The 14,516-nt window shown below is 69.8% G+C and carries 15 protein-coding genes; 11 read left to right on the forward strand and 4 right to left on the reverse strand.

Annotated features, from left to right (window positions below; translation table 11 throughout):
• Positions 1 to 98: 98 nt before the first annotated feature.
• Positions 99 to 428: a hypothetical protein gene (locus ACIBTS_RS06665; protein ID WP_399317062.1), complete on the reverse strand. Its 330-nt coding sequence runs from the start codon at positions 426 to 428 to the stop codon at positions 99 to 101.
• Positions 429 to 446: 18 nt separating this feature from the next.
• Between ACIBTS_RS06665 and ACIBTS_RS06670 the strand changes: the two genes are divergently transcribed.
• From ACIBTS_RS06670 to yjfF, 6 genes are all read left to right on the forward strand, one after another.
• Positions 447 to 896, forward strand: coding sequence for a hypothetical protein (locus ACIBTS_RS06670; RefSeq protein ID WP_399317064.1), 450 nt, complete (start codon positions 447 to 449; stop codon positions 894 to 896).
• 652 nt (positions 897 to 1,548) lie between these two features.
• The gene (locus tag ACIBTS_RS06675) at positions 1,549 to 2,595 is read left to right on the forward strand and encodes a LacI family DNA-binding transcriptional regulator (RefSeq protein WP_319676887.1); all 1,047 of its coding nucleotides are present in this window, start codon (positions 1,549 to 1,551) and stop codon (positions 2,593 to 2,595) included.
• Between the two features lie 136 nt (positions 2,596 to 2,731).
• A complete protein-coding gene (locus tag ACIBTS_RS06680; RefSeq protein WP_079665108.1) occupies positions 2,732 to 3,739 on the forward strand; it encodes an ABC transporter substrate-binding protein in 1,008 nt (335 codons plus the stop codon).
• 94 nt (positions 3,740 to 3,833) lie between these two features.
• The gene (locus ACIBTS_RS06685; protein WP_399317066.1) at positions 3,834 to 5,378 is read left to right on the forward strand and encodes a sugar ABC transporter ATP-binding protein; all 1,545 of its coding nucleotides are present in this window, start codon (positions 3,834 to 3,836) and stop codon (positions 5,376 to 5,378) included.
• On the forward strand, positions 5,375 to 6,496 hold the full coding sequence (locus ACIBTS_RS06690) for an ABC transporter permease (RefSeq protein WP_399317067.1): 1,122 nt from the start codon (positions 5,375 to 5,377) through the stop codon (positions 6,494 to 6,496). Before ACIBTS_RS06685 ends, ACIBTS_RS06690 begins: the two co-directional genes overlap by 4 nt.
• A complete protein-coding gene (gene yjfF / locus ACIBTS_RS06695; RefSeq protein ID WP_399317070.1) occupies positions 6,496 to 7,521 on the forward strand; it encodes a galactofuranose ABC transporter, permease protein YjfF in 1,026 nt (341 codons plus the stop codon). Before ACIBTS_RS06690 ends, yjfF begins: the two co-directional genes overlap by 1 nt.
• 68 nt (positions 7,522 to 7,589) lie before the next feature.
• Here yjfF and ACIBTS_RS06700 read toward each other — a convergent pair whose 3' ends face one another.
• Positions 7,590 to 8,000: an ATP-binding protein gene (locus tag ACIBTS_RS06700; protein WP_399317071.1), complete on the reverse strand. Its 411-nt coding sequence runs from the start codon at positions 7,998 to 8,000 to the stop codon at positions 7,590 to 7,592.
• A gap of 182 nt (positions 8,001 to 8,182) precedes the next feature.
• Here ACIBTS_RS06700 and ACIBTS_RS06705 point away from each other — a divergent pair, with 182 nt between their 5' ends.
• Genes ACIBTS_RS06705 through ACIBTS_RS06715 form a run of 3 tightly spaced genes read left to right on the forward strand, consistent with a single transcriptional unit; the run spans position 8,183 to position 9,734 of the window.
• Positions 8,183 to 8,725, forward strand: coding sequence for a GntR family transcriptional regulator (locus ACIBTS_RS06705; RefSeq protein WP_399317072.1), 543 nt, complete (start codon positions 8,183 to 8,185; stop codon positions 8,723 to 8,725).
• Positions 8,722 to 9,516, forward strand: coding sequence for a GntR family transcriptional regulator (locus ACIBTS_RS06710; RefSeq protein WP_399317073.1), 795 nt, complete (start codon positions 8,722 to 8,724; stop codon positions 9,514 to 9,516). Before ACIBTS_RS06705 ends, ACIBTS_RS06710 begins: the two co-directional genes overlap by 4 nt.
• Positions 9,513 to 9,734, forward strand: a complete 222-nt coding sequence (locus tag ACIBTS_RS06715; RefSeq protein WP_399317075.1) for a hypothetical protein — start codon at positions 9,513 to 9,515, stop codon at positions 9,732 to 9,734. The genes ACIBTS_RS06710 and ACIBTS_RS06715 overlap by 4 nt, the downstream gene beginning before the upstream one ends.
• A gap of 37 nt (positions 9,735 to 9,771) precedes the next feature.
• Here the strand turns inward: ACIBTS_RS06715 and ACIBTS_RS06720 are convergent, their stop codons facing one another.
• Positions 9,772 to 10,218 (reverse strand): MarR family winged helix-turn-helix transcriptional regulator, encoded by a 447-nt coding sequence (locus tag ACIBTS_RS06720; protein WP_399317077.1) that lies wholly within the window; start codon positions 10,216 to 10,218, stop codon positions 9,772 to 9,774.
• Positions 10,219 to 10,326: 108 nt separating this feature from the next.
• On the opposite strand from ACIBTS_RS06720, the gene ACIBTS_RS06725 reads away from it, so the two are divergent.
• Positions 10,327 to 11,346 (forward strand): NADP-dependent oxidoreductase, encoded by a 1,020-nt coding sequence (locus tag ACIBTS_RS06725; protein ID WP_319672855.1) that lies wholly within the window; start codon positions 10,327 to 10,329, stop codon positions 11,344 to 11,346.
• A gap of 140 nt (positions 11,347 to 11,486) precedes the next feature.
• On the opposite strand, the gene ACIBTS_RS06730 is transcribed toward ACIBTS_RS06725, so the two are convergent.
• Positions 11,487 to 12,659 (reverse strand): serine hydrolase domain-containing protein, encoded by a 1,173-nt coding sequence (locus ACIBTS_RS06730; RefSeq protein ID WP_399317079.1) that lies wholly within the window; start codon positions 12,657 to 12,659, stop codon positions 11,487 to 11,489.
• 149 nt (positions 12,660 to 12,808) lie between these two features.
• On the opposite strand from ACIBTS_RS06730, the gene ACIBTS_RS06735 reads away from it, so the two are divergent.
• Positions 12,809 to 14,011, forward strand: coding sequence for an RNA-guided endonuclease InsQ/TnpB family protein (locus tag ACIBTS_RS06735; protein WP_399317080.1), 1,203 nt, complete (start codon positions 12,809 to 12,811; stop codon positions 14,009 to 14,011).
• Positions 14,012 to 14,516 lie beyond the last annotated feature (505 nt).

The raw sequence follows: 14,516 nt of genomic DNA on the forward strand, positions 1-14,516 counted from the left end.
GAACTTAGTCTTCCCGCGTCATGGACTACTGCCACCCGTGCCGAAGGCACCTCAACGGCGCCCTCGCCTGCCCGGGGTGCGGCGCACCTGCTCAGCAGCTACGCGCGTATCCGCCCGCGGCGTACGAGCCCGAGCCCGAGCCCGAGCCGTATGCGCTGGAACCGTACACGCAGGAGCCCGAGCCGTACCCGCGGGACGCGTCGGCGCACGAGTCGCCCGGCGACCCGGATGGTCGCGGTGACCACGACGACCACGACGACCACGACGATGACGATCGCGACGATCATGACGATCGCGAAGTCGACGCCGGCGAGCCCCAGGGGCGCGCCGCGCGCCGCCGTGGGCAGGGCCGGGGTGCCCGGCGGGGCCCTGAAGGCACGGCTGGCGCATCGGACGCGAGCCGTCGCGACCGCAAGGCCTCGGCCCATCGCCGGCGCCGCAGGCGCGTGGTGCTGATCACCGCCGGCTTCGTCCTGGCGGCGGGCGGCCTGAGCCTGGCCGAACTCGGCGTGGACGCACCGGGGTTCTCCTCGCCCCACAACCCCGAGGTGGCCGGGGGGGAGTCGTCCGAGGTCGACGGGGAGGCGGGGAAGGTGCCGGAGCCGAGCGCGTCTGCGCAGCCGCTGGACCACAGGACTGCCCCGGGCGGGGCCACGGCCTCCTCGTCCCCGAGCTCCTCCGCCTCACCGTCGGCGTCGGAGTCCGCGAAGGACGGCAAGGCCACGCGGTCCCCGGGCAAGGAAGCCCAGTCGGCCACCCTCGCGCCCTCCTCCGGATCGACGACCCCGTCGGACCCGGACTCCGGCTCCAACCCCACACCGACCGCCGCCCCCACCACGATCCCCCAGCCGTCCCCGACCGAGACCTGCACACGCTTCCTGTGGTGGTGCTCTTGAGCCCTCTCCTGCCCGAGCGCAGGAGAATCCGGTCCGTGCCACTACGCGGCACCTTCCCGCCCGTCCGGCGGTAGCTCCCACGACTCCGTTGTCGGACAAGGCGATCTCGGCCATGCCGCTGCGCCCCTCCGGGCCGCTACGGGCAGGTGGGCCGTCGGGCGGATGCCGGCCCGGTTGGACGTTCGTCCAAAACGGCGTGGCCGATGTCCAGGACGGCGTGGGGGATGTCCAGGAAGGGGGTTGATGTCCTGGGGTCGCGCACATCGGCTGGGCGTGGACTGAGGTCGCGTGCGTCGCCGTCGTGCGGGCCGTCGTCGGGGCGCCGCTGGGGGTGGGTGGCCCGATCGGGCCTTCAGGGCTCTGACCAGGGAAGATACACCATAGTTGTCATGCGCGTTATGGAACCGTGACGACCTTCCGCCGCAACCCTCTTGACCGCCATGAATTGTTAGCGCTCACAATGACCTCCGCTTCACCAGTCAGCGTCCGACGCGAACACGGGAGTTTCGAGCGGTGTGCCCCTAGTGTCCCAACTCGCTTTCATTCCCCCTGCCGTTGGACTCACCGGAACCCCGGCGTGACGTCGGCGGCGCGGGATCATCCAGCCCCATCACAGGACTTATCGGTAGACCGGCGCCAAGGAGGTGCGGCCGTGACACACACTCAGCTTCGGCCGCCCACCATGGCCGACGTGGCACGCCAGGCCGGTGTGTCCCACCAGACGGTGTCCCGCGTGCTGGGGGACCACCCCAACGTGCGGGACGAGACTCGGGCCCGGGTGCTGCGTGCGATCGAGGAGATGGGCTATCGCCGCAACTCCTCCGCACGGGCCCTGGCCACCCGGCGTACCCGGACACTGGGCGTGGTCGCCTCCGACACCACCCTCTACGGGCCGGCCAGCACGCTGTTCGCGCTCGAGGAGGCGGCCCGCGCCGAGGGCTATCTGGTCTCGACGGTCAGTCTGCGCAAACTGACCATGGAGAGCCTGTCCGAGGCGCTCGACCACCTCAGCGAGGGCGGGGTGGAGGGCGTGGTCGCCATCGCCCCGCAGCGGTCGGCGGTGGACGCCCTGGCCGAACTCCGCCACCCGTTCCCCGTGGTGATCGTGGGCAGCGGGCCGGGAGTGGACATCCCCGGCGTCAGTGTGGACCAGCACCTCGGCGGGCGGCTGGCCACCGGCCACCTGCTGGCCGCGGGCCACCGCACGGTCTGGCACCTCGCCGGGCCCGAGGACTGGCAGGAGGCGGCCGACCGGGCCGCCGGCTGGCGGGCGACCCTCGAAGCGGAGGGCGTCGAGCCGCCCATGCTGCTGCGGGGGGACTGGAGTCCGCTGTCGGGCTACCGGGCAGGCCAGGAACTGGCCGGCTGGGTGGGCCGCGGGCTGACCGCCGTCTTCGTCGCCAACGACCAGATGGCACTGGGGGTGTTGAGGGCCCTGCGGGAGGCGGGGGTCCGAACCCCCCAGGACGTCGCGGTGGTCGGCTTCGACGACATCCCGGAGTCGGAGTTCTTCGCCCCTCCGCTCACCACCGTCCGGCAGGACTTCGCGGCGGTGGGCAAGCAAGGCATCGCACTGCTCCTGGAGCTGATCGAGGGCCGCCCGCCCGCCACCCCCTCCCGGATCGCGATCGAACCCCAACTCGTGGTGCGCGCCAGTACGTTCCCGTACGCCGCCCAGTCGGAGCGCGCACCCCTTTGACCCCATCGGTCGGACGCACCTGCCCAGCGGTGTGGCCGACATCTCGAACGATGATCGACAGGCTGGACGCAGTATGGCCGGTCCCATCGAGTACCAGCAGGTCCGTCCCCGGGCCGGCTCTTCAAAGGAGAAGAACATGCTCAGCAGAAGAAACTTCCTCACCGCGGCGGTCGGCGTGGCGGCCGTGGGCGGTCTGGCGGCCTGCGCCAAGAAGGACGACAGCTCCACCGGCTCCACCTCCGCGGGCGGCAGCAAGGCGATCACGCTCGGCTTCTCCCAGGTCGGCTCCGAGAGCGGCTGGCGCAGCGCCAACACCACCTCGGTGAAGGACGCGGCCAAGGAGGCGGGCTACAACCTCAAGTTCTCCGACGCCCAGCAGAAGCAGGAGAACCAGATCTCCGCGATCCGCAACTACATCGCGCAGAAGGTGGACGTGATCGCCTTCTCGCCGGTGGTCGTCACCGGCTGGGACGCGGTGCTCAAGGAGGCCAAGGCCGCGAAGATCCCGGTGGTCCTCACCGACCGCTCCGTGGAGACCTCCGACCAGTCCCTGTACGTCACGCTGGTCGGCTCCGACTTCACCGACGAGGGCCGCCGCGCCGCCAAGATCCTGGAGAAGGTCATCGCGAAGGCCGGGCTCAAGGCCCCGGTGAAGATCGCCCAGTTGGAGGGCACCACCGGTGCCGCCCCGGCGATCGAGCGCGCCAAGGGCTTCAAGGAGATCATGGACGCGGAGCACAAGGCCGACTGGAAGATCGTCGTCAGCCAGACCGGTGACTTCACCCGCGCCGGCGGCAAGCAGGTCATGGCGGCCTTCCTGCAGTCCAACCCGGACATCAACGTGCTCTTCGCGCACAACGACGACATGGCCATCGGCGCCATCCAGTCCATCGAGGCGGCCGGCAAGAAGCCCGGCAAGGACATCCTGATCGTCTCGATCGACGGCGTGAAGGACGGCTTCGTGGCCATGTCCGAGGGCAAGATCAACGCCATCGTCGAGTGCAACCCGCTCCTCGGCCCCCAGCTGATGGACGTCGTGAAGAAGGTCAAGGACGGCCAGACGGTCGAGCGCTGGATCAAGACCAAGGAGGGCGACTTCATGCAGGACCAGGCCAAGGCCGCGCTCCCGAGCCGCAAGTACTGACCGACGCACCCACCGGCAGGGAGCCTCCGGCCGACCGAGTGCCCTCGGTCCCGGGGCTCCCTGCGGGCCTGAACCAATCTCAAGGAGCACTGCCATGGCAGAGCCGCGGCCCGTCCTGGAAATGGCGGGCATAGTCAAAGAGTTTCCGGGGGTACGGGCTCTGTCGGACGTCGACTTCCGGCTCTTCCCCGGCGAGATCCACGCCCTGATGGGCGAGAACGGGGCGGGCAAGTCCACGCTCATCAAGGTGCTCACCGGCGTCTACTCCCTGGACGGCGGCACGATCACGCTGGACGGCCGGTCCGTACGGATCGCCAGCCCGCTGCAGGCCCAGCAGGCCGGTATCAGCACCGTCTACCAGGAGGTCAACCTCTGCCCGAACCTGTCGGTGGCGGAGAACATCTTCATCGGGCGTGAACCCACCCGCATGGGCCGCATCCAGTGGAAGCAGCTGCGCCGGCAGGCGGCGGAGCTGGTGGACCGCCTCGGACTCGACATCGACGTCAGCCTCCCGCTGTCCTCCTACCCGCTGGCTGTGCAGCAACTGGTCGCGATCGTCAGGTCGTTGGGCACCGGCGGCGCGGACGGCGACGCCGGGGGCCCCGCCACCAAGGTGCTGATCCTCGACGAGCCGACCTCCAGCCTCGACCGCGACGAGGTCCTCCAACTGTTCGCCCTGATGCGGCGGTTGAAGGACGAGGGCGTCGCGATCCTGTTCGTCTCGCACTTCCTCGACCAGATCTACGAGGTCTGCGACCGGATGACCGTCCTGCGCAACGGCACCCTCGTCGGCGAGCACATGGTGTCCGACCTCGACCAGGTCGGACTCGTCCAGCTCATGCTCGGCAAGGCCATGGGCCAGCTGGACGAGCTCCACGAACACCAGCTGCGCGCCGACGCGGGCGAGACCCTGGTCCAGGCGGAAGGCCTCGGCAGGACCGGCGGCATCGCCCCGTTCGACCTGGAGATCAAGAAGGGCGAGGTGATCGGGCTGGCCGGCCTCCTCGGCTCGGGCCGTACCGAACTCGCCCGGCTGCTCTTCGGCGCCGACCAGCCGGACAGCGGCAAGGTGACCATCGAGGGCAAGCAGGTCTCGATGAGCGCCCCGAACGACGCGATCGGCGCGGGCGTCGCGTTCTGCTCCGAGAACCGCAAGAGCGAGGGCCTGGTGCCCGATCTGACGGTGCGGGAGAACATCATCCTGGCCCTGCAGGCCTCGCGCGGCTGGACCCGGCCCATCCCGGCCTCCCAGCGCGACGAACTCGTAGCCAAGTACATCAAGGCGCTGGACATCCGCCCCGCCAACCCCGAGGCCAGGGTCGGCCAGCTCAGCGGCGGCAACCAGCAGAAGGTGCTGCTGGCCCGCTGGCTGATCACCAGTCCCAAGCTGCTGATCCTGGACGAGCCGACGCGCGGCATCGACATCGGCGCGAAGGCGGAGATCCAGAAGCTCGTCGTCTCCCTCTCCGAGGACGGCATGTCCGTCCTGTACATCGCGGCCGAGCTGGAGGAGGTACTCCGGCTCAGTCACACCATCGGAGTGCTGCGCGACCGCCGGCTGGTGGCGCAGATCGCCAACGGGCCGGAGATCACCCCCAGCCGGATCCTGGAGACCATCGCGAGCGGAGAGCACCAGTGACCACGTCGTCGACCCCCACTTCCCGATGGCGGGCGCTGACCCGCCACCACCTGTTCTGGCCGGTAGCGGTCCTCGTCCTCCTGCTGCTCGTCAACGTTCCCTTCACCCCCGACTTCTTCTCGATCAAGATGGCGGACGGCCACCTCTACGGCAGCCTCGTCTCGATCGTGCTGTTCGGCTCGCCCCTCATCCTGGTGGCGGTCGGCATGACCCTGGTGATCGCCACCGGCGGCATCGACCTCTCCGTGGGCGCCGTGGTAGCCATCACCGGAGCACTGGCCTGCTCGTACATCAGCGACCAGTCCGACCAGGGCGCCCTGTCCGGGGTGCTGCTCGCGATGGGCCTGGGGCTGCTCGCCGCGGTCGTCTGCGGCCTGTGGAACGGCTTCCTGGTCGCCCGGATGGGCATCCAGCCGATCATCGCCACCCTGATCATCATGGTCGCCGGCCGCGGTGTCGCCCAGCTGATCACCGACGGCCAGATCATCACCATCAACAGCGAGCCGTACAAGCTGATCGGCGGCGGCTACTGGCTGACGCTGCCGTTCTCGATCTTCGTGGTGGCCGCGGTCGTGGCCGTCACCGTGGCGCTGACCCGCCGCACGGCGCTCGGCCTGCTGGTCGAGGCGGTCGGCGGCAACGCCGAGGCCAGCCGGCTGGTCGGCATCAGGTCCCGGCGTATCAAGATCATGGTCTATATGTTCTGCGCCCTGTGCGCGGGCATCGCGGGCCTGATGATCAGCTCCAACACCTCGGCCGCCGACGGCAACAACGCCGGCCTGTGGATCGAACTCGACGCGATCCTCGCCGTGGTGATCGGCGGCACCTCGCTCCTGGGCGGCCGGTTCTCCGTCGGCGGCACGGTGGTCGGCGCCCTTGTCATCCAGACGCTGACCACCACGATCTACACCATCGGCGTGCCGACCCAGACCAACCTGGTCTTCAAGGCCGCCGTCGTCATCGTGGTCTGTCTGCTGCAGTCCCCGAAGTTCCGCGCCAAGGTCTTCGGCGCCAAGTTCGCCGCCAGGTTCGGCGCGAAGGCGGGCGCCCAGCCGGCCGAGGCCAAGGCGGACACCGCCGTGGCGACCGAGGCCGCCCCCAAGATGGAGGTGTCGTGATGACCACGACCACCCAGAGCCCCCCGGCCGCCCCGGACAGCCTTACCCCGTCCAAGGCCGCGCGGCTGCTCGGCGACCGGCGGCTGCCCGTCGCGGTGACGGCCCTGCTCTTCCTGCTGATGTACGTCGGCGGTCTGGCCCGGTACCAGTACTACGGCTTCGGCGAACCGCAGGTCTTCCTGAACCTGTTCATCGACAACGGCTATCTGCTGGTCGCCGCGGTCGGCGTCACCTTCGTCATCCTGTCCGGCGGCATCGACCTGTCCGTCGGCTCGATGATCGGTTTCACGACGATGTTCACGGCCTGGCTGGTGGAACGTCAGGGACTGCCGCTCGTGCTGGTCGTCCCGATGGCGCTGGCCGTGGGAGCCTTCGGCGGCTTCCTCATGGGCTATGTGATCCACAACTTCGAGATCCAGCCGTTCATCGTGACCCTCGCCGGCCTGTTCCTGTTCCGCGGCCTGTGCCTGGTCATCAGCAAGGAGTCGATCTCCATCAGCGACTCCACGGTGAGCAGCATGGCGACGGCGCAGGTGTCCCTGGGGATGGGATTCCTGTCGATCGGCGCGATCGTCTCGCTGGTGGTCCTCGCCGTGGCGTTCTACGTCCTGCACTACACCCGCTTCGGGCGCCGGGTGTACGCCATCGGCGGCAACGAGCAGTCGGCCATGCTGATGGGTCTCCCGCAGGGCGGCACGAAGATCGCCGTGTACACGGTGAGCGGGTTCTGCTCGGCGCTGGCCGGACTGCTCTTCACCCTGTACATCCAGTCCGGTGACCCGTTGCACGCGACCGGCATGGAGCTCGACGCGATCGCCGCGGTCGTCATCGGCGGCACGCTGCTGACGGGCGGCTCCGGCTATGTCCTGGGCACCCTGTTCGGCGTTCTCGTCCTGGGCCTGATCAAGAGCATCATCCAGTTCGAGGGCACGCTCAGCTCCTGGTGGACGAAGATCGCCACCGGTGTGCTGCTGTGCGCGTTCATCCTGGTCCAGCGCTTCATGACGACCCGTAAGAAGAACTGAGCGAGAGAGAAGACCTGACCGAGCCAGCAGCGACGCGCCCGGCCCGACGGCCGGGCGTCGTCGCGCCCTCAGGACGTTCCGGGTCGGCTCTCCGACGCGTCCGACTTGAAGGCGACCCACACGGTCTTGCCGATGGCGTGTTCGGTGACACCCAGGTCGTCCGCCAGTTCGCGGACCAGATCCAGGCCCCGGCCCGAGCAGGCGTCCGGGTTCGGCGGGGGCGAGGGCGCGGGACGGTCTCCGGTGTCGCGCACCGACAGGCGGATCAGCGGGCCGTCGAGGGTGAGGGTCACGCAGTACTGCCGGCCCGGAGGGACGCCGTGCAGCAGGGCGTTCGTGGCGAGTTCCGACGCGCACAGCTTTATGTCGTCCAGCCGGTCCACGCGGCCCCAGTCGGTGAGGACCTGGTGGACGAAGGTGCGGGCGGCCCGTACCGAGGCGCGCGAGCGGGGGAATCGACGTTGCCGTGACAAGGGCACGGGGGCACCTCCGGTGGTTCTGGGGCGTCCTGCGGCGATACCTTACTGTTGTTCGCGAAAGGCGACAAGGTGGTGCAGGGTAGCTGAGGGTGGCTCGGGGTGGCGGTCTACGGATGAGGCGGGTCGCCTACCGTGTAGGGCGGCAGGGTCGGAAGTACGGTCGGCCGTAACAGGAGGACGTCGTGGGTGCGAGCGGTTGGGTCAGCACGTCGTTGCCGTATCTGACGCCGCGGGGGACGGGGCAGGGCGACCCCTGGGCGGCCGAGGCCGCGGCCCGGGGCCGGCGCGGCACCCAGCGCATCGTGCACGCCGGCGAGGTGCCCGCCCCCGCGGACGTGGCGGCGCTGTTCGACGTCCCGGAAGGGGAGCCGGTCGTCGTGCGCCGGCGTCTGATCCTCCTCGACGACGAGCCCAGCGAACTGACCGACACCTACTACCCGGTGGCCATAGCCGCCGGCACCCGGCTCGCCGGCACCGCCAAGATCCCCGGCGGCGCCCTCGCGCTGCTCGCCGAACTCGGCCACGTCGGCGTCCTCGTCCGGGAGGACGTGACGGCCGGGATGCCCGACGAACAGGAGCGCCAGGCCCTGGGCGCCGCCCGTGAGGAGCCCGTCCTGCGGCTCGTCCGGCTCACGCTGGACCGCGACGACCGGCCGATCCAGGTCGACCGTATGGTGATGCCTGCCCTACGGCAGAGGCTGCGCTACCAGATCAGGATCGGATGACCGTGCCCAAGGCGGAACCGGAAGCCGTCGACCGCCGATCCCTGCACGAGCGGATCGCGGCCGATCTGCGCGACGACATCATGAGCGGAGAGCTCGCCCCCGGCGCCAACCTGCCCACGACCGCCCAGCTCAAGGAACGCTTCGAGGCGTCCGGCGCGACGGTCCAGAAGGCCCTGCAACTCCTCAAGGACGAACGCCTGGTGGTCGGCAGGGCGGGCGCCGCGGTCACCGTCCGCGAGCATCGCCAGCGCACCGTCCGGCCGGCCGCCCTGATGATCCCGGGCGGTCCCGGAACGCCCTACCGCTGGCTCGCCGAGGCAGCCAAGCACGGCACGCACGCCCGTACCGAGCTCCTCGACGTCACGGAGACCTGCCCGCCCGCCGACGTCCGCGCCGCCCTCGGCCTCCCGGCAGACGGCCTGGCCGTGTTGCGCGGTCAGATCCTCCTCGTGGACGACGAACCCGCCGAACTCGTCGAGTCCTACTACCCGTTGGACATCGCCCGCGGCACACCCCTCGTCGAGCGCCACCGCATCAAGGGCGGCACCCCCGCCCTGCTGACCGACCTCGGTCACCCGCCCCGCCGCAGCACGGACCGTGTCTCCGCCCGCGTCCCCACCCAGCGGCAGTACCAGGCCCTTCACCTCACCAGCAGCATGCCGGTGCTGCGTACACTGCGGGTCGTCCACAGCGACGACGACCGTCCCGTCGAGGTCACCGTGATGGTGAAGGCGGGTCATCTCTACGAGCTGCAGTACGAGTTCACCGGTGAAGGAGGGGAAGAGGCGTGATCGTGCTCGTTCTGGTGGGGCTGCTCGTGCTCGTCCTCGGCGCCTGCGCCTGCGTCTGGTGGACGGCCCGAGGCGATGCTCCGCGCTGGGCGCGCGTCGCGTCGGCGGCGACTCTCGCGACGGGCACCGTGGCCGACGCGTTGACCAGCAAGAACCGCAAGTCGTCGAGCGGGAACCCGGTCTCGGACTCGGGCGGGGACTCGGGCCCGGACAGCTGAGGCGCGGCCCACGGGCCGGGCCCGCGGCTCACGCCTCTTACGCCGCCAGCATCCGCTGGAGCATCCCCCGCAGCAGCACCCGCTCCTCCTCGCCCAGCCCCGCCAGCGGCTCCCGGGCGAACCGCAGCGATTCGCGCAGTCCCTTGGCGATTCGCCGGCCCTCGTCCGTCGCCGCCGCCAGCTTCACGCGCCGGTCGGCCGGATCGGGACGCCGCTCGACCAGGCCGCGGGACTCCAGCCGGTCGACGATGCCGGTCACGTTGGACGGCTCGCACTTCAGCTTCTGCGCCAGCTTGCGCATGGGAAGCGGCTCCAGCGAGAGCAGACTCAACAGCCGGGCCTGAGCGCCGGTGAGGGCGTGACCGGCGGCGGCTTCCTCGTAGTCCTCGTGGAAACGGGCCACGACCTCGCCGATCAGCTCGACGACCTCCATGGTCAGCGCGTCGGGACGGGGGCTCGGGGAAGTCGGATGTGGGGTGGCCATGGTTTCAGGGTACCCGGTTTACTTGACAACCTGAAATATTCATGGGCATGGTTGTTTCAGGTAATGAAGCATCTGTAAGCGTGCGACATTGTGAAAGGCAGCCCCCTCATGACCGACTCCGCCCTCCCCACCACCAGCCGCGAGTGGCGTCTGCTCAGCCGTCCCGTCGGCTGGCCGAAGCCCGAGGACTTCGAGCTGGCCGAGGCGGACATCCGGCAGCCCGGCCCGGGTGAGGTGCTGGTGCGCAACGCGTACGTCTCCGTCGACCCGTACATGCGCGGCCGCATGAGCAGCGCCAAGTCCTACGTCGCCCCCTTCGAGCTGGGCAAGGCCATGCAGGGCGGCGCGGTCGGCGAGGTCGTCGCCTCCGACGCCGACGGCATCGCGGCCGGCGACCACGTCCTGCACTTCGGCGGCTGGCGCGAGTACGCCACCATCGACGCCAAGCAGGCCGTCAAGGTCGACCCCGAGGCCGCGCCCCTGTCCACCTACCTCGGCGTCCTCGGCATGACGGGCCTCACCGCCTACGCCGGTCTGCTGCGCACCGCCTCCTTCAAGGAGGGCGACTCCGTCTTCGTGTCCGGCGCGGCCGGCGCCGTCGGCAGCCAGGTCGGCCAGATCGCCAAGCTCAAGGGCGCCTCCCGGGTCATCGGCTCGGCCGGCTCCGACGACAAGGTCAAGCTCCTCGTCGAGGAGTACGGCTTCGACGCCGCCTTCAACTACAAGAACGGCCCCGTCGCCGAGCAGCTGCGCACCGCCGCCCCCGACGGCATCGACGTCTACTTCGACAACGTCGGCGGCGACCACCTGGAGGCCGCCATCGGCTCCCTCAACGTGCACGGCCGGATCGCCGTCTGCGGCATGATCTCCGTCTACAACAACACCGAGCCCGCCCCCGGCCCGAAGAACCTCGCCCGCCTCATCCAGACCCGCGGCCGCATCGAGGGCCTCCTGGTCGGCGACCACTACGACCTCCAGCCGCAGTTCGTCCAGGAGGTCGGCGCCTGGGTCCGCTCCGGTGAGCTCAAGTACCGCGAGACGGTCGTCGAGGGCATCGAGAACAACCTGGAGGCGTTCCTCGGGGTCCTTCGCGGCGACAACACCGGAAAGATGATCGTCAAGCTCTGACCGTCGTCCCGCGTCGCCCGCCCCCGACGAGCCCGCACACGCCGAAGGCCGCACCCCCGGACCGGGGTGCGGCCTTCACCGGTATCTCAGCGGGCTCAGTGCCCGCGGTGCGCCCAGTGCCCGCGGTGCGCGCTCGGCGGTCAGTGCGTCAGCGCCGCCCGGTGGACGGCCCCCGCAAGCCGGTCGTTCTCCGGCGCCGCCCCGCCAGGGAACGCGAACCGGCGCCGCGTGTAGCCGTAGGCGAGCCCGCTGCGCGGGTCCGCGAACGCCTGGCAGCCGCCCGCCCCGGCGTGCCCGAACGCCCCGGCGCCCAGGAACGGGTGCCAGACGTCCGCTGTGCCCTGGAAGCCCAGCCCGAACGCCTTGTGGGTGCGTGCCACCACGTCGTAGCCCACGGAGTGCAGCTGCCCGAACTCCGCCGCCGTGTCCTCCTTCAGCAGCGGCGCCTTCCCGTCGACCTCGCTGATCGCCGCCGCGTACATTCCGGCCAGCCCGCGCGCCGAGGCGACCCCGCCCACCGAGGCCGGCCCCTTGGCTCGGATCAGCGGATCGTTCGGCAGGAGTTCCAGGTCGGTCGGCTCGGCGGCGTGACGGTTGAAGGCGATCGCGGCCAGGGTGTGCGGCCCGCCGGGCAGCGAGTCCAGCAGCGCCCGCTGCTCGGGGGTCGGCGCCATCGGCTGCGCGGTGCGGAAACGCGGCTCGTGCACCGCCGGCAGCCCGAGGAAGAAGTCCAGCCCGTACGCGACGCGCACCCGCTCCTCGTACACCTCCTGGAGCGTGCGGCCCGTGGCCCGCCGGACGACCTCGCCGGTGAGCGCCCCGATGACCAGCGCGTGGTAGCCGAAGGCGGTGCCCGGACGCCAGAACGGGCGCTGGTCGGCGAGACGTTCGGCGATCTGCCGGTCGTCGGCCAGCTCCTGCGGCGAGAACCCGCCGTCGGTGCCGATCACCCCGGCCCGGTGCGCCAGCAGCTCGCGCAGGGTCAGCGCGCCCTTGCCCTCGGCGGCGAACTCCGGCCAGTAGTAGGTGACCTTGCGGTCCAGCTCCAGGGTGCCCTCCTGCACCAGCAGCGCGACCACCAGATGGGCGGCGCCCTTGGTCGACGAGTAGACGCCGTAGAGGGACTCGGGGCCGGCGCCGTCCCCGGGCACCCACAGGTCGACGACTCGCCTGCCGTGCACGTACGCGCACAACTGGCCTTCGTAGTCGGGCTGTTCCTCCGCGACGAACGCGGCGAACTCCTCCCGCACCGTTTCGTAACCGTCGGCGACGGTGCCGTGGATCTCCTTCGCCGTCCGATGCAACCGAGTCATCTGAGTCCTTTCGTGGATACCCCCGGCTTCAGCCGGGGGAGGAAACGAAACCCCTGCGGAGCAGGGCAGCAAGCGGGGTTTCGCCCCCAGGGCGAAAGACCGTGCTCCGACACACAGATTTGATCTTTAAGTCGCAGATCCGCTAGTTTGTGAGCGTGACGGAGACGTGCGTGAAGCGGGCGTTCAAGTACCGCTTCTATCCGACCGATGCGCAGGCAGCAGAGCTGTCCCGCACGTTCGGCTGCGTCCGCAAGGTCTACAACCTGGCCCTCGCGGCCCGTACGAAGGCGTGGGCGCGGCAGGAGCGCGTCAACTACAACGCCACCTCGTCGATGCTGACGGCCTGGAAGAAGACCGAGGAACTGGCGTTCCTCAACGACGTGTCGTCGGTGCCCTTGCAGCAGTGCCTGCGGCACCTCCAGACGGCGTTCACCAACTTCTTCGGCAAGCGGGCGAAGTATCCGCGCTTCAAGTCCCGGAAGAAGTCCCGGAAGTCCGCCGAGTACACCACCAGCGGTTTCCGCTTCCGCGACGGGAAGCTGATCCTGGCGAAGATGACGGAGCCGCTGGACATCGTGTGGTCCCGGCCCCTTCCCGAGGGGGCGGAGCCGTCCACGGTGACCGTGTCCCAGGACGCGGCCGGACGCTGGTTCGTCTCGATGCTGTGCGACGACCCGGGCATCCAGCCGCTTCTGCCCACGGACGCGGCGGTGGGTATTGACGTGGGCCTGGACCGTCTGCTGACCCTGTCGACCGGCGAGAAGATCGCCAACCCGAGGCACGAACGCAAGGACCGCTCCCGGCTCGCTCTGGCCCAGCGCCGCCTGGCGAAGAAAGCGAAGGGTGACGGAGCGAACCGTCGCAGGGCACGGCGGAAGGTCGCCGAGATCCACGCCCGGATCGCTGATCGCCGCCGTGACCACCTGCACAAGCTGACCACTCGACTCGTGCGTGAAAACCAAACGCTCGTGATCGAGGACCTGACCGTACGGAACATGGTCAGGAACCGGAGTCTGGCTCGCGCCATCAGTGATGCCGCGTGGTCGGACTTCCGGAGCATGCTGGAGTACAAAGCCCACTGGTACGGGCGGGAAGTAGTCGCGGTCGACCGCTTCTTCCCCTCCTCCAAGCTGTGCTCCGCTTGCGGCGCCCTGCAGGAGAAGATGCCGCTGCATGTCCGCGCCTGGACATGCGACTGCGGCACGATCCACGACCGGGACGTGAATGCCGCACGCAACCTTCTGGCCGCCGGACTGGCGGTGACAGTCTGTGGAGCTGGTGTAAGACCTCAACGGAGCACTCCGGGCGGGCGGTCGGCGATGAAGCAGAAAACCTCACAGCGCGAGCCGTGAGAATCCCCCTCCCTTCAGGAGGGGGAGAAGTCAACCGCTCTCCTCAACCGGCCCGCCCGCTGCTTGCGTGTGCCTGTGCCATGGTGATCAATGCCTGTGCGACAGGTGAACCGGACCGGCGCGTAGACGAAGGAGTGGCCCGGGGCGCCGGTCGTGACCGGGCCGCCCGAGTCGACCACCCGCACGACGCTGTTGGCGTCCCGTTGCCCGCGACGGCCGTCACCTTCAGCAGCCCGGGCCCGGTACCGCCCCCGGCCGACACGAACAGCACGTCCAACACGTGTACCTCCTTAGGACCTGCCGCGATCCTTGCTTCCGGAGATCGGTACGGCGAGGTGTACCTGTTCGACTCAACTGCAACAAGAGGGCGTTGGTGTCACCGATACCTCGGATGGCCTAGGAGGGCCCGCAAGTCGCCCCGCCCGTCCGGAGTTTGAGGGCGGCGGCCCGTCGAGGAGCGACGGCGGAGGTCGGGCGCGGCGGCCCCCGAGGTAAAGTTTCGGCC

This window comes from Streptomyces sp. NPDC050121, assembly GCF_044460385.1.
Classification (GTDB): Bacteria; Actinomycetota; Actinomycetes; order Streptomycetales; family Streptomycetaceae; genus Streptomyces; species Streptomyces soliscabiei.